This window comes from Limnohabitans sp. (assembly GCF_040400975.1).
GTDB lineage: Bacteria > Pseudomonadota > Gammaproteobacteria > Burkholderiales > Burkholderiaceae_C > Limnohabitans_A.
In genome coordinates this window covers 1-13,851 of record NZ_JBBAPF010000011.1, presented here as the reverse complement: position 1 = coordinate 13,851, position 13,851 = coordinate 1, and the positions used below count along the sequence as shown (strand labels likewise).

Sequence of the window (13,851 nt, the reverse complement as noted above, 5' to 3'; positions counted from 1 at the left end):
GTTCAGGCGTCGTGCACTCCAGGCGATGGTGGAGCCTTGCAGCACCAAGGAGGTGAGGACCACGATGAAGGCCACATTGAAGTAGATGCTGGCCCCTTCGACACCGGCCATGACCGGGAACACCGCCAACACAATCGGCACCGCACCGCGCAGACCCACCCATGACACAAAGGCGATTTCGCGTCCGGAAAAGTGCAGCGGTTTTAAGCACAACCAAACCGACAGCGGGCGGGCCACGAACATCAGCACCAGCGACACCCCGATGGCGGGCCACAGCGACTTCATCATTTCGGTGGGCGTGACCAGCAAGCCCAGCAACAAGAACATGCCCGCTTGGGACAGCCAAGCGTAGCCGTCCATGGCCGATAAGGATGCACGCACTTGCCTGCGAGCCCGGTTGCCAATGACGACGCCCATCAGGTACACCGCCAAAAATCCGGAGCCCCCTAACCAAGTGGTGAGCGCGAACACCGTGAGCCCACCTGACACAATCAACAGAGCACGGATGCCGCCGCCTCCGTCCTCGCCTCGGCCCAAGCGTTTGACCAATTCCGCCATGGCCCAGCCACAGACCAAGCCCAAAATGCCGCCCCAGCCCAAGTGTTAGAGCAAAGACAGCAAAACCTCAGAGACGCTCAGCGGCACACTCTCTGCATTGGTCATGGACAGCGCGATGGCAATGAAAGTCAACGTCAGATAAACGGCCATGGGGTCGTTCAAGCCGGACTCGATCTCCAAGGTGGCGGAGACCCGTTCATTGAGGTGCACTCCGGATGACTTGAGCAAGGAGAAAACGGCTGCCGCGTCGGTGGAACCGACGATGGCCCCGACCAAAAGGGCCAATGGCCAAGACAAGTCGAGCAGCCAATAAGCCGCGGCGCCCGTGATGCCCGTGCACAGCACTACACCCAGCGTGGCCAACAACAGCGAGGGCTTCAGACCGGTGCGAAAAGTGCGCATTTGGGTGCGCAAACCGCCGTCGAGCAGGATCACGGCCAAGGCCACGTTGCCCACCCAAAAGCTCAAACGGAAATCGTCAAAAACCAGCCCACCCGGCCCGTCCACGCCGGCCAGAATGCCGACCACCAAGAAAATCAGCAAGAACGAAAAACCGATGCGCGCAGAAAACACCCCGGCCAAGACACTGATGAACACCAGTGCAGCGCCGGCCAACAAGGGCAATGAAAGGAAATCAAGCGACAAAACCATGGGGTGAACGTACCACAAGACGGGCGTCCGTCCGAGGCCGTGGTTTTATGCCGTAGGGCAGCAACGCAAGATGTAACGGGCCGTGCCCAGTGGGTCTTGTTCGTGTGCCAAGTGTCCTGAACCGGCTTGCAGATGCAAGCGTGCTTGCGGTAATCGCATGCAGGCCGCATCGGCCAAGGCCGGAGGCACGGTCTGGTCTTTGTCGCCGATGTGCATGAACACAGGGTTGCGAATTTCGTGCAGGCGCGCGGCCAGCGGCTTGAGCCGCCAAGCCGCCATCATTGACAGCACACCATGCACATGGCCAGAGTCGCTGAGCACGCGGGTGTAGAGGTCAATCCCTTGTGCGTCAAGCGTCGAGCCGGTACGCGCAATCCACTCGGCCACCGCACCCGGTTTGGCTGCCAGCTTGGCCGTGGCCCAGGCTGAGAGCGGGTTGAGCGCTGCCAGTTTGGCCGCCGGGCCGAACAGCCAAGACGCTACCCCCGGCAGGGGCAGCCAGGCCGGATTGAGGCCGATCAGCGCGCTGCGCGCTGCGCTGTCAAAGTGCAGCGCCATGTGCGCGGCAATCGCCGCGCCCGCTGAGTGGCCCACGATGACCTGCGGCGTGAGGTTCAGTTGCAGCATCAAGGCCCGCAAGCCCTCGGCCATGCCGGGCAGCGACAGTGCGCCTTCGGGGCCCCGGCTGGTGAAGGCGTGGCCGGGCAGATCGGGTGCGACCACGGTGAAGTGCTCGGCCAGCGCGGGCATGAGGCCACGCCAGCTGAAGTTGCCCGAGCCGGTGCCGTGCAAAAGAAGCATGCAGGGGCCTTGGCCCATGGTTTGGACATGCCATTGAATGCCACCTGCTTGCACTTGTCGGCTGTGCTGCGCGTGCGGCCAAATCTGGGGCTGGGCTTGGTGCTCGGCCCAAGACATGCTGGGGTAGAAGCTGTCAAACATGACCGTTCAGGCCTGCGGGCTGCGCACCCGCTCGATGGCGTGCGCCATGCGCTGCGACTGCACCTGCGGCATGGGCAGATAGCTTGCGCCCATGGTGGCGGCCAGTTGCTGCGCTTGCGCGTCGGGGTGCATGGAGGTGTCGATCCACAAGGCGCGGTGGCCACTGGCGCGCCACTGCTGGCCCCAGCTTTGCGCATCGGTTTGCGCTTGGGCGCGGCCGCCCAAGCCTTGCAGCGTCACGTTGGCGCGGCCGTCGCTCAGCACCACCAAGATGGGTGTGACGCCTTGGCGTTGCAGTTGCGCCGCTTGTTCGTGCGCCATTTTCAAGGCCAAGGCCAAGGGTGTGCCGCCGCCACCGGGCAGGCCGGTCATGGCGCGTTTGGCGCGCACCAGTGAACGCGTCATGGGCAGCAGCAGCTGCGCCTGCGCACCTCGAAAGGCCACGATGCAGACGCTGTCGCGCCGGGCATAAGACTGCTGCAACAACAACTCGACCGCGCCTTTGGCCTCGGCCAAGCGCTGCAGCGCGGCCGAGCCCGAAGCGTCGAGCGCGAGGATCAGGCAGCTGGAGGCGCGCTGCTGGTAGCGCTGGATGTGGAAGTCTTCGGCGCGGATCGCGACGCGACCGGTGCTGTGCGCTTGCCGCAAACGCTGTTTGGGCGCTGCCGCACGCAAAGTGGCCAGCACATGCAGTCGCGCCTGACCACCGGGGCGGCCAGGACGTGGGGGCAGGGGGCGGCCACGCTGCGAACCTGCCCGGGTTTGGCCGCTGCGGCCTGAGGTGTTGTGGTTGGCCGCGCCTTGGCGGGTCATCAGCGCGTCGAGCATGTGTGGCGGCAAGCTGGCCAGGGCAGCGGCAACCATCATCTCTTGCAGATCCTCTGCGCTGGGTTCGGGTGGAGGGCCGGGGTCTGGGGTGTGGTCCGTTTCAGCTTCGTTGTCAGGCGCTTGGTCGGCCTTGTCTGGCGGCTCTGGCGGCGGTGTGGCGTCTTCCTGTGGCGCATGTTCTGCTTCTTCGGCAGACGGCTCTGCCGGCCACTGTGTGGCGCGCGGCGCCAGCACGCAGCGAGCGGCAAAGCCCAGATCGTCGGCGTCCAGCGTGCTGCGACCGTTCAGCGCCGCATGGCCGCAGGCCACGCGCAGCGCCAAGCTGGGCACGCGCAAGGAGCCAATGCCCAGGCCCAAAGCGGCGGCGCAAAGCGCTTGCATGTGCTCATCGGTGGCTTGCACTTGGGGCAGGTGCGAGCGGGCGCGCGCCAACGCGCCGGGGCTGAGACGAATCTGCAGGCCATCAGACCCGCTGTCGCCCTTCCATGCCGCGTGGATGTCGCTGGGCGAGAGTTCGTTCAGGTCCAGCCAAACGCCCAGGCGTTCGGCCAAGGCCGCGCCCACGCCTGGTTCGTCGGGCAAGGATTCGTCGAGTGCCACCACGCCAAAGCGGGTGGGTGAGGGGGCTGCGCTGTGACGGGTGGGGGGTACCTGGCCTTGTTCCAGCGCTTGCACCAAAGGCGCGAGCAGGGCGGTCGACAGGCGTTCGGCCATGGGCAGGCACACCAGGCCTTGGTCGGCTTGTTGCAGCAAGCCCGCTTGCAGGTGCAGCTGCCCGGTTTGCAGGGTGTGGGCCAGGTCGATGCCGCCCAGCAGCCGCTCACTGTCCACCGAGCCGGGCACTTTGATCAGTCCCAGGCCGAGACCGGTTAAGGCTTGCAGCCAGCGCTCGCGCACCGGGCCGTGCGGTGCGCGCAGGCACGCACCGCCAAAACCATGGGGGTCGAGTTGCAGCAACTGCAGTGTGGTGAGCGCGTCGTTGCAGCGCTCCAATGGGTCCGAAGGTGTGGACGGTGATGGGGCTTCGCGGGCCATGCGCGCACCCGGGTCAGGCAGCCAGCACTTCTTGCAAGCTGCGCTGAACGCGCGCGCCCGAGTCGGTGTCGTCCAGCGGGTTGCGGCGCAGGCGGTGGCGCAGGGCCAGCGGGGCCATGCTTTGCAGGTGTTCGGCCTTCACCGCTTTGTGGCCTTGCAGCGCGGCATACGCCCGGGTGGCGCGCAGCAGCGTGAGTTCGGCGCGCAGGCCGTCGGTGCCCAGTTGCTGGCACAGGCGGGTGCACAGCATCAGCATGTCGTCGCTCACATCCACTTGGTCGAGCAGTTCACGCGCTTTGAGGATGCGCTTTTGCAGTTTCTGGTTGTCCTTGTGCCACAGCGCTTTGAAGGCGGCAGGGTCTTTGTCAAAGGCGTCGCGGCGTTTGATAATGCTCACCCGCAGCGTCAGGTCTTGCGGCGTGCGCACTTGTACCGACAGGCCGAAGCGGTCGAGCAATTGCGGGCGCAGTTCGCCTTCTTCGGGGTTGCCACTGCCCACCAGCACAAAGCGGGCGGGGTGGCGCACGCTCAGGCCTTCGCGCTCGACCAGGTTTTCGCCCGAGGCGGCCACGTCGATCAACAGGTCCACCAAATGGTCGTCCAGCAGGTTCACTTCGTCGATGTACAAAAAGCCCCGGTGCGCCTGGGCCAGCAGGCCGGGGGCGAAGGACTTGACGCCTTGTGACAGGGCTTTTTCCAGGTCCAGCGCGCCGACCACGCGGTCTTCGGTCGCGCCCAAAGGCAAGTCGACCACGGCGACACTCTGGCGTTCGGTCACGACTTTGGCTTTGGGATCGCGGGCCTGGCAGACCGGGCAGGCGCCAGCAGGCTTGGCCGGATCGCAGCGGTAAGGACAGCCTTTGACGACCGAAATGGGGGGCAGAAGGTCTGCCAGGGCGCGCACGGCGGTGGATTTGCCGGTGCCCCGGTCGCCCAGCACCAGCACACCGCCGATTGAAGGGTCTACCGCCACCACCTGGATGGCGAGGGTCATTTCATCTTGACCAACGATGGCCGCAAAAGGGAAGGTCAATGCCATGGGGCGATCCGCAAAACTGTTCTCGGCCCATCATCCAAAAGACGCGGCAAAGTGTCAAGTTAAATTTACACTTAATGCCGAATTTTTGCGTGAATGCTTCGCGGGGCAGACCCTTTCGCAAGACCCCTTAGCCACCAGCCCGGGTGAAGGGCATCACACCGACCAGCCAAAGGTGCAAGCCACCCATCAGGAAAGCAGCCCACACGCCGGTGCCCACCAACACCGCCAGCAATGTACCCAGCAGCTTGCCTTCGGGCGCAGAGTGCAGGTTTTGGCGGTCCCGCTTGCGGGCGGCGCGGAACACCAACACCGACCAAACGAGAAAGCCGCCGAAAAGCAACACATCCGCCAAGTTGCCGTTGGACAACAAATGGCCGAGCGCCCAGACCTTGACCGACAAGGTCATGGGGTGGCGCAGTTTGGTCTTGATCTGGTTGCCAGGCACATACGTGGCCACCAGCAAAACCATGGCCAACCACATCAGCAAAATCGTGGCGTGTTGCATGCCGCGAGGGGGCGTCCACAGCACCACCGGGTCAAGGCGAGCTTGGCCATAGCCTTGCACCAGCAAATAAAGACCCAGCAAGGAAATGGCGGCGTAGACCGCTTTGTAACCCAGCGCACCCCAACGGGCGATGCCGTCTTGGCGGACCTGGGGTGCCAGGCTTTGAAGTGAATGGATGCCCAAAAAAAGGACCAAACCGAGCAGGAGTTGCAGCATGTCAAAACCCTTTTTCAAAAGGCGTGTCAGGAAAACACCATTCTGACACGCCTGTGTCCATGGGGGTTGACATTGAAAATCCCGGGCTTTCCTGTGTGATTTGCTCGGGTATCCAGGTAAAAATGACAAGGTGACTGATCTGGCGCACAATGAACTGTCCAGTATTTTCTGGCTACCTATTTCAGGAGCAGTCCATGACCCGTTTTACCGAAATCTCTTCCACCCGCCGCGTGTTCATGATGCAAGTGGCCACTGCCGCTACAGCCACTTTGGCTGTGAGCCAAGCATCCGCTCAAGCCATGCTTGACGAAAAAGATCCCCAAGCCGTGGGTTTGGCATACAAAGCCGACGCAACCAAGGTCGACAAAGCCAAGAACCCTAAGTACGCTGCCGGGAACAACTGCGCCAACTGCGCACTGTTCCAAGCCAAGGCCGGTGCGGCTGCAGGTGGTTGCCCTCTGTTTGGCGCCAAACAAGTGTCTGCCAAAGGCTGGTGCTCCGCTTGGGCCAAGAAGGCTTGATGTCTTAGGTGACCTGGCTGGATTATCCTGCCGGGTTCCTCAAACCGCCTTTGGGCGGTTTTTTTACGCCCCAAGATGGCTGGGGGCTCAGTGTTTGCCCTGATTTGCCCAATCCATTCAAGGCTTTGGACACACAAAGTGTCAATCTGCCGTTACACTTGTTGTTGTTTCAACCGACCAGAAAGCCTTTTCATGGCATCTTGGGTGCTCTCAGCGATGGACCTGGCCTGTCAAAAGGCCCAGCGGACTTTGTTCGAGGGCGTGAGCTTGGTTGTGCCCAAGGGCAGTTGGCTGCACATCGAAGGCGGCAATGGGTGTGGCAAAACCAGTTTGCTGCGCATCTTGTGCGGCTTGTCACCAGCGGCGCAGGGTCAAGTGCGTTGGGCTGGCCCCGACATTCAGGGCTCCGTTGTACCGCCAGAAACTCAGTCTGCACGGCCCGATCGCTCGGTGCTGCATTACATTGGCCACGCTTTGGGCCTCAAGCCCGATTTGAGCGCGACCGAAAACCTGTGCCTTGACGCCCAGGTCAGTGGCTTGGTGCTCAACCGCGAACAGGCGGTGCAAGCCCTTGCCGCGCAGGGCCTAAAAAGCCGGGCCCATCTACCCGTCCGCGTGCTCTCGCAGGGTCAGCGGCAAGGGGTGGCCTTGGCGCGTCTGCGCACCAGCCCGGCGCGCTTGTGGGTGCTGGACGAACCCTTGGTGGGTTTGGACACCCAAGCCACAGCCATTGCCCGAACTTTGCTGCAATCGCACGTGGACGCAGGCGGCGCCATTGTCATGACTAGCCACCACGATGTGGGCTTGCAAGGCCCGGGTGAGCGGTTTCAACTGGGCGCTGTGGCGCGGGCGGTATGAGCGCACAGATTCACCCCAGCCCTTGGCAAGCCATGGCCGGTGTGCTGCGCCGTGACCTGCGCCTGGCCTTGCGGCGCAAGTCCGAGTGGCTTGGTGCGGTTTTTTTCTTTGTGGTGGTGGCCGCACTGTTTCCTTTGGCGATCGGTCCCGAGCCAGACACCTTGCGACTTATCGGTCCAGGTGTACTGTGGGTGGCCGCCTTGCTGGCCAGCATGCTGAGCCTGGGCCGTTTGTTCGAGGCCGATCACCAAGACGGTAGCCTGGAGCAATTGGCTTTGTCGGCTGCGCCCTTGTCTTGGTTGGTCAGTGCCAAGTTGCTGGCACATTGGCTGATCGCTGGCTTGCCCTTGGTGGTGTTGTCGCCGATCTTGGGTTTGCAATTTGGCCTAGGTCCAGAAGCTCTGGGCATGTTGGCTTTGACGCTGTTGATCGGCACGCCGGTGTTGTCTTTGCTGGGCGCGATTGGTGCAGCCCTCACTTTGGGGGTGCGCGGCGGTGGGGTCTTGCAGTCGCTTTTGCTCTTGCCCCTGTATGTACCGGTGCTGGTGTTTGGCACCGGTGCGGTCGATGCGCAGTTGCGCGGCCTCGGGGCGCAGGCCCATGTCTCGGTGTTGCTGGCACTGTTGCTGGCGACGGCGGCGCTCAGCCCCTGGGCCTGTGCGGCCGCGGTGCGCCTGGCGTTGGAATGAAAAGGACCGACCCTTGAAACTCTTTCATTACGCTGCCCCACAACACTTTTATCCACTGGCGGGACGCCTGTGGCCATGGCTGGCGCTGCTGGCCAGTGCCTTGGCGCTGGCAGGTTTGTGGGTGGGCTTCATGGTCGCGCCATCCGACGCGCAGCAGGGGCAGGCCTACCGCATCATTTACATCCATGTACCGGTGTCGTGGATGGCCATGATCATTTACTTGGCCATGGCCTTTTGGAGCGTTTTGGGGCTGGTGTTCAACACGCGTTTGTCGGGCTTGATGACGCGGGCGCTGGCACCCACCGGGGCAATGCTTGCGTTTTTGTCGCTGTGGACCGGGGCCTTGTGGGGCAAGCCGATGTGGGGCACCTATTGGGTGTGGGACGCGCGCCTGACCTCGATGCTGATCTTGCTGTTTTTGTATTTGGGCTACATCGCGCTGACCTCGGCGATTGAGGACACGCGCCGCTCGGATCGGGCAGGTGCCTTGGTGGCGGTGGTGGGGGCAGTCAACGTGCCCATCATTTATTTTTCGGTGCAGTGGTGGAACACATTGCACCAAGGTGCGTCGGTGTCGTTCACGCAGTCGCCGCGCATGGCCAGCATCATGCTGACGGGCATGTTGCTCATGAGCTTCGCGATTTGGATTTATGCCGTTGCCATCGCCTTGTGGCGAGTGCGCAGTTTGATTCTGGAACGCGAGAGCCACGCGGCTTGGGTCCAGCAGCTGCCCGAGGTCCAGGCACACCGGGTTTTGCGAGGTGCCGCATGATTTGGCAAAGCGCTTCCGAATTTTGGGCCATGGGTGGCTATGGCGTTTACGTCTGGGGCAGCATGGGCGTGAGTGCGGCTTTGATGGCGCTGGAGGTGTGGCTTGCACGCGTGGGCCGTCGGCAAGCACTGGAGGCGGTGTGCGAGGCTATGGATGCTGCGCAAGAAGAAGCCCATGAGCCCGATCGGCTTGTCTTGAAGACCAACTCATCCACATCTTTTAACCCGGGAGCTGCGACATGAAAAGCCGCCACAAGCGATTGTTTGGCATCGGACTGGGCATGCTGCTCGTGTGTGGTGCGCTGTTTTTTGTGCTCAATGCTTTCCAAAGCAACTTGGTTTTTTTCTTCACCCCCACCCAGGTTGCGGCGGGTGAAGCGCCCAAAGACGGTCACTTTCGGGTGGGGGGCTTGGTCAAGGAAGGCAGCATTCAGCGCGATGGCATGGCGGTGGCCTTTGTGGTGACCGACACGCAGCGTGACGTACCCGTGCGTTATGTGGGTTTGCTGCCCGACCTTTTTAAAGAAGGCAAAGGCGTTGTAGCACAAGGTCGCTTGGACGCGAGTCGACTGTTCGTGGCCAGCGAAGTGCTGGCCAAGCACGACGAAAACTACATGCCGCCCGAAGCCCAGCATGCATTGGACGAGGCAGCCAAAGCCCGCATGGGTGCGGCGGTGGCGCAATGATGCGCGCTGTTTTTTCAGGAGCCTGGCATGTGGGCTGAAGCGGGCCACATGGCCTTGATCATGGCGGCCTGGGTCGCCTTGGCGCAAGCCGTGCTGCCGCTGTGGGGCAGTTTGTCGGCGAGCCGCTCAGGCTGGCAAGCGCTGGCTAGGCCTTTGGCACAGTTGCAGTTGGTCTTGATTGTGTTGTCGTTTGGCGCTTTGTGGCATGCGTTTTATGTGCATGATTTCAGTGTCGTGTATGTGGCCAACAACTCCAACACCTTGCTCCCTACGCCATACCGCCTTTCGGCGATTTGGGCTGGACACGAGGGCTCTTTGGTGCTGTGGGTTTTGATGCTGGCGCTGTGGTCGGTGGCTGTGGCCATGTTTTCCAAGCGTTTGCCGCAAACCATGGTGGCGCAAGTGCTGGGCGTCATGGGCGCGGTGTCGGTGGGCTTTTTGGTGTTCATCTTGGCTTTGTCCAATCCGTTTGCCCGGCAGTTTCCGGCGCCTGCCGAGGGGCGCGACTTGACGCCTTTGCTGCAAGACCCGGGTTTGGTCATCCATCCGCCGATGCTCTACATGGGTTATGTGGGTTTGTCGGTGGCGTTTGCTTTTGCCATGGCGGCCTTGTTGTCGGGGCGGCTTGATGCCGCGTGGGCGCGTTGGGCACGGCCCTGGACCGTAGCGGCCTGGGGCTTTTTGACCCTGGGCATCGCCTTGGGTTCATGGTGGGCTTATTACGAATTGGGTTGGGGCGGTTGGTGGTTTTGGGATCCGGTGGAAAACGCCTCGCTGATGCCCTGGATGGTGGCCACGGCGCTGATCCATTCGCTCATGGTCACCGACAAGCGAGGGCAGTTCAAGGCCTGGACGGTGCTCTTGGCCATTGGCGCCTTTTCGCTGAGTTTGCTGGGCACCTTCCTCGTGCGCTCGGGCGTGTTGACTTCGGTGCACGCTTTTGCCACCGACCCTGGGCGGGGCGTGTTCATCTTGCTGTTTTTGGTGGTGGTGGTGGGTGTGTCGCTGGCTTTGTTTGCCTGGCGCGCGCCGCAGTGGGCCAATGCCTCGCAGCCCGTCGTGGGTTCGCGAGAATCGTTTTTGCTGCTCAACAGCGTGCTCTTGGTGGTGGCCATGGCGGCGGTGCTGCTGGGCACTTTGTACCCCTTGATCATCGACGCATTGAACCTGGGCAAGTTGTCGGTCGGCCCGCCTTATTTCGACCGCGTGTTTGTGCCGCTGATGGTGCCGCTCTTGCTGGCCATGGTGCCGGGCACGGTGGTGCCTTGGCATGTGGCGCGCTGGGCAGCGCTGCGCTCGGTGCTGGTGCCAGGGGCCTTGGCGCTTTTGTTGGCCAGTGCTTGGGCCACTTGGGGCGCTGCGCCTCAGACTGCAGAAGCCGTGACCACCGCCGGCGGTTGGCTCACGGTGATGGGCGGCACGCTGGGTGGCTGGATTGTGCTCTCGGGCGCTTGGCAAATTGCGCAGCGCCTTCGCCTGCCCGGATCGCCGGGCCTGGCTTGGTGGGGCATGCAGGTCGCACACCTGGGCGTGGCGGTGCTGGTCTTGGGCATCACGGGCGTCAAGTCTTTTGAGGTGGAGCGCGACGTGCGTTTGGGTCTGGGCGATTCGGTGAGTGTTGCGGGTGTGCGCTACCAACTGATCGGTGTGGGCAACCATTTGGGACCGAACTATTTGGCCTTGCGCGCAGAAGTGCACTTGTTTGAAGGTGAGCCGGGCCGTGAGCGGCAGGTGGGCACATTGCTGCCCGAAAAACGCCGCTACGTCTCGAGTGCCATGCCCATGACCGAAGCGGGGATTGACCGTAACCTTTGGCGTGACCGCTATGTGTCTTTGGGCGAGCCCTTGGCGGGTGAGCCACCGCAGTGGAGCTTTCGGGTTTACCACAAGCCTTATGTGTCGTGGATTTGGCTGGGCGCGGTGTTCATGGTTTTGGGCGGGGGCTTGGCCGCTTTTGACAGGCGCTACCGGCAGGCACCTGTGAAGTCCGGTGCGAGTGCAGCGGTCGTGGCCTCGGGCACGCTGGGGACCGCCGCATGAGCGCGATGAGCGTACCCGAGACAAGCCGACGCATGCCGCGCTGGGTGTTTGTGCCTTTGGCGCTGTTTTTGGGCATGGCGGTGTTTTTGGCAGTAGGTCTTACGCGCAACCCGCAAGAAATCCCCTCGCCACTCATCGGCCAGCCTGCGCCTGCTTTCAAGTTGCCTTTGGTGGGCGGGGCTGGGGTGTTTGGTGCCGAGCAATTCCAAGGGCAAGTGTCGTTGGTCAATCTGTGGGCCACCTGGTGCGCGGGTTGCAAAGAAGAGCACCCGATTTTGATGGCCCTGGCCCGTCAGCCGGGCTTGCAAATGGTGGGCATCAATTACAAAGAGCTGCAAGCCTCGGAGTTGGCGGGCCAAGACCCTTTGAGCCCTGAAGCCCATCAAAAAGCCACAGCCCGCAGCCAAGCCTGGTTGCAAAAGCAAGGCCAAGCTTTTGGCGTGAACCTGCTCGATTTGGATGGTCGGGTAGGCATGGATTTTGGTGTCTATGGATTGCCCGAAACATATCTGGTAGACCGCCAAGGTGTGGTGCGTTTCAAGCACGCTGGGGCCTTGACGCCCGAGGTTTTGCAGCAAAAACTGCTGCCCTTGTTGCGGAGTTTGCAGTGAAGCGCTTGGTGTTCGCCATTCGGCGACTCGCCATGCATGGTCTTTTGACCAGTGCGTTGTGGTGGGTCTCTTCGGTGGGTGCCCAAGCGCCGAGTGCGCCGCTGGCCCCAATGGTCTCGACTGCGCCGAGTGTTCAAGCGGTCTTGCCGGGCGTGGGCGCCACCGTTTTGGCGCAGGGTGATTCGCCCATGTCTGCCCCGATTCAAGCGCGCTGGGACCACATTGCGGCCGAGCTGCGCTGCTTGGTGTGCCAAAACGAATCTTTGGCCTCCTCGAATGCCGAGTTGGCGGTGGACTTGCGCCGTGAGGTGCGCAACTTGATCGAGCAAGGCCAAAGCGACGCCGATATCCGCAGTTTTTTGGTCAAACGCTATGGCGACTTTGTGCTCTACAAGCCCGAAGTCAAGCCCGTGACTTGGCTGCTGTGGTTTGGCCCCTTTGCCTTGTTGCTGATGGCGCTGGCGGTGGCGCTGCGCCTGATGCGCCGCACGCCTGTTGCGCCAGCGCCTTTGACCGACAGCGAGCGCGAACGCGTTCGCCGAATGCTGGAGTCCTGATGTCCTTTTTGCCGCCTTGGATGGGTTTGTTGTGCGTGCTCCTGTGCTTGGGTGGCTTGGCTGCTTGGGTCGTGCAGCGGGGCTTGAAGCAAAAGGTGCCTGTTGTGAACGGCGATCTGCAGTCTCAGGTGAACCGTCAAATTCACCAGCAACATTTGGCCGATTTGGACCGTGCCTTGAGCGAGGGCCGCTTGAATGCGGAGCAACACCAATCGGCGCGCGATGAGTTATTGCGTCACGTGCTGGACGATGATGCGCAGGCCAAAATCAGCCGCTCGAACGCGAGTCTGCCCGTGGCCTGGCGTTGGATCGTGGTGGGCTTGGTCTTGCTCAGCGGCCTGAGCTATGTGCAATTGGGTGCGCCACAGGCGTGGTGGACAGTGCCTTTGAGTCAACGGGTCAAGATCAGCGCCACCACACCTGAACAATTGGCCGAGCAGACCCGGCAGTGGCTGCAGACCACACAAAAAAGCCCCAAGGATGCCGAGGCTTGGCTGACCCTGGCGCGCTTGCATGCCGCCCAAAACGCACACGCCTTGGCCGAGCAAGCCTTGGCTCAGGTGCTCAGCTTGGCGCCAGAGCCCGACCTGTGGATTGAGCGCGCACAAATGAAAGCCTTGAGTGGGGGCGGTGTGTATGCCGGAGAGCCTTGGCAATGGATTCAGGACGTGTTGCGCACGCAGCCCCAGCACCTGAACGCCTTGGTGCTGGCGGGCAGTGCGGCCTTGTCTGAAAAACGCTACGGGGCTGCGCAAGGCTATTGGCAGCGTGCCTTGGCTTTGGTACCTGCCGACAGCGAAGCGGCGCAAGGTCTGCAGCAAGCCTTGGCCCAGATCGCACCCCAGGTGCAGGCGCAAGGCCCCGATGTGAAGGCTGCAGCCAGTTCGGTCGATGCGCGGCCTCTCATTCAAGGCGAAGTTCGTGTTTCTTCTGATGTTCAAAGCCAAATCGGCGCAGGAGCCACTTTGTTTGTCTATGCCTTGGCCGAGGACGGCTCGCGTCGCCCCGTGGCCATCTGGCGCGGCACGCCTGCTGCCTGGCCCGTGCATTTTGGCTTGAGCGACAGCATGGGCATGGGCGCACCGCCCTTGTTGTCATCGTTGGCCCAAGTGCGCCTGGTGGCCCGCATCTCCAAAACGGGATCTGCGCAAAAACAAGAGGGCGATTTTCAGGTCGAACTGTCCGGTGTGAAGACGGGCGTGCAAGGCGTGGTGCTTCAGATCTCGGGTCGTTGACAAGTTGCTGCAGATCACTTGCAAGGCTTGCCTGCAGCCGCTTTGTCAGCCTTGGCGCAAATGGCGTGAATGGCTGTGCACCGCTTCGACCAGCGCCGTCACATGCTCG

14 protein-coding genes and 1 pseudogene are annotated in these 13,851 nt (G+C 62.3%); 10 read left to right on the top strand and 5 right to left on the bottom strand.

Translation table 11 applies throughout. The features are described 5' to 3' along the window. Positions 1 to 27 precede the first annotated feature (27 nt). The 5 genes and pseudogenes from ABWQ00_RS08320 to ABWQ00_RS08300 all read right to left on the bottom strand — a co-directional run. Positions 28 to 1,209 (bottom strand): annotated as a pseudogene (locus ABWQ00_RS08320) (potassium/proton antiporter); the annotation flags it as partial. Positions 1,210 to 1,254: 45 nt separating this feature from the next. Beyond that, complete coding sequence (gene bchO, locus ABWQ00_RS08315; RefSeq protein WP_353238206.1) at positions 1,255 to 2,151, bottom strand: alpha/beta fold hydrolase BchO; 897 nt, start codon at positions 2,149 to 2,151, stop codon at positions 1,255 to 1,257. 6 nt (positions 2,152 to 2,157) lie between these two features. Continuing rightward, positions 2,158 to 4,014 (bottom strand): magnesium chelatase subunit D, encoded by a 1,857-nt coding sequence (locus ABWQ00_RS08310; RefSeq protein ID WP_353238205.1) that lies wholly within the window; start codon positions 4,012 to 4,014, stop codon positions 2,158 to 2,160. Between the two features lie 13 nt (positions 4,015 to 4,027). Continuing rightward, the gene (gene bchI / locus ABWQ00_RS08305; RefSeq protein ID WP_353238204.1) at positions 4,028 to 5,053 is read right to left on the bottom strand and encodes a magnesium chelatase ATPase subunit I; all 1,026 of its coding nucleotides are present in this window, start codon (positions 5,051 to 5,053) and stop codon (positions 4,028 to 4,030) included. 127 nt (positions 5,054 to 5,180) lie between these two features. Next, on the bottom strand, positions 5,181 to 5,774 hold the full coding sequence (locus tag ABWQ00_RS08300; protein ID WP_353238203.1) for an NnrU family protein: 594 nt from the start codon (positions 5,772 to 5,774) through the stop codon (positions 5,181 to 5,183). A 194-nt stretch (positions 5,775 to 5,968) separates the two neighbouring features. Between ABWQ00_RS08300 and ABWQ00_RS08295 the strand changes: the two genes are divergently transcribed. From ABWQ00_RS08295 to ccmI, 10 genes are all read left to right on the top strand, one after another. After that, a complete protein-coding gene (locus ABWQ00_RS08295) occupies positions 5,969 to 6,295 on the top strand; it encodes a high-potential iron-sulfur protein (RefSeq protein ID WP_353238202.1) in 327 nt (108 codons plus the stop codon). Between the two features lie 192 nt (positions 6,296 to 6,487). Then, entirely contained in the window at positions 6,488 to 7,153 is a 666-nt protein-coding gene (ccmA, locus tag ABWQ00_RS08290; RefSeq protein WP_353238201.1) for a cytochrome c biogenesis heme-transporting ATPase CcmA, read from the top strand. Continuing rightward, complete coding sequence (gene ccmB / locus ABWQ00_RS08285) at positions 7,150 to 7,842, top strand: heme exporter protein CcmB (protein WP_353238200.1); 693 nt, start codon at positions 7,150 to 7,152, stop codon at positions 7,840 to 7,842. The genes ccmA and ccmB overlap by 4 nt, the downstream gene beginning before the upstream one ends. After that, positions 7,754 to 8,614 (top strand): heme ABC transporter permease CcmC, encoded by an 861-nt coding sequence (gene ccmC / locus ABWQ00_RS08280; RefSeq protein WP_502908102.1) that lies wholly within the window; start codon positions 7,754 to 7,756, stop codon positions 8,612 to 8,614. The genes ccmB and ccmC overlap by 89 nt, the downstream gene beginning before the upstream one ends. Then, positions 8,611 to 8,856: a heme exporter protein CcmD gene (gene ccmD, locus ABWQ00_RS08275; RefSeq protein ID WP_353238198.1), complete on the top strand. Its 246-nt coding sequence runs from the start codon at positions 8,611 to 8,613 to the stop codon at positions 8,854 to 8,856. Before ccmC ends, ccmD begins: the two co-directional genes overlap by 4 nt. After that, positions 8,853 to 9,299, top strand: coding sequence for a cytochrome c maturation protein CcmE (gene ccmE / locus ABWQ00_RS08270; RefSeq protein WP_353238197.1), 447 nt, complete (start codon positions 8,853 to 8,855; stop codon positions 9,297 to 9,299). The genes ccmD and ccmE overlap by 4 nt, the downstream gene beginning before the upstream one ends. 27 nt (positions 9,300 to 9,326) lie before the next feature. Further along, positions 9,327 to 11,339: a heme lyase CcmF/NrfE family subunit gene (locus ABWQ00_RS08265; protein ID WP_353238196.1), complete on the top strand. Its 2,013-nt coding sequence runs from the start codon at positions 9,327 to 9,329 to the stop codon at positions 11,337 to 11,339. Continuing rightward, on the top strand, positions 11,336 to 11,950 hold the full coding sequence (locus tag ABWQ00_RS08260) for a redoxin family protein (protein WP_353238195.1): 615 nt from the start codon (positions 11,336 to 11,338) through the stop codon (positions 11,948 to 11,950). Before ABWQ00_RS08265 ends, ABWQ00_RS08260 begins: the two co-directional genes overlap by 4 nt. Positions 11,951 to 11,982: 32 nt before the next feature. Then, a complete protein-coding gene (locus ABWQ00_RS08255; RefSeq protein ID WP_353238194.1) occupies positions 11,983 to 12,507 on the top strand; it encodes a cytochrome c-type biogenesis protein in 525 nt (174 codons plus the stop codon). Beyond that, the gene (ccmI, locus tag ABWQ00_RS08250) at positions 12,507 to 13,742 is read left to right on the top strand and encodes a c-type cytochrome biogenesis protein CcmI (RefSeq protein WP_353238193.1); all 1,236 of its coding nucleotides are present in this window, start codon (positions 12,507 to 12,509) and stop codon (positions 13,740 to 13,742) included. The genes ABWQ00_RS08255 and ccmI overlap by 1 nt, the downstream gene beginning before the upstream one ends. Positions 13,743 to 13,851: the final 109 nt, after the last annotated feature.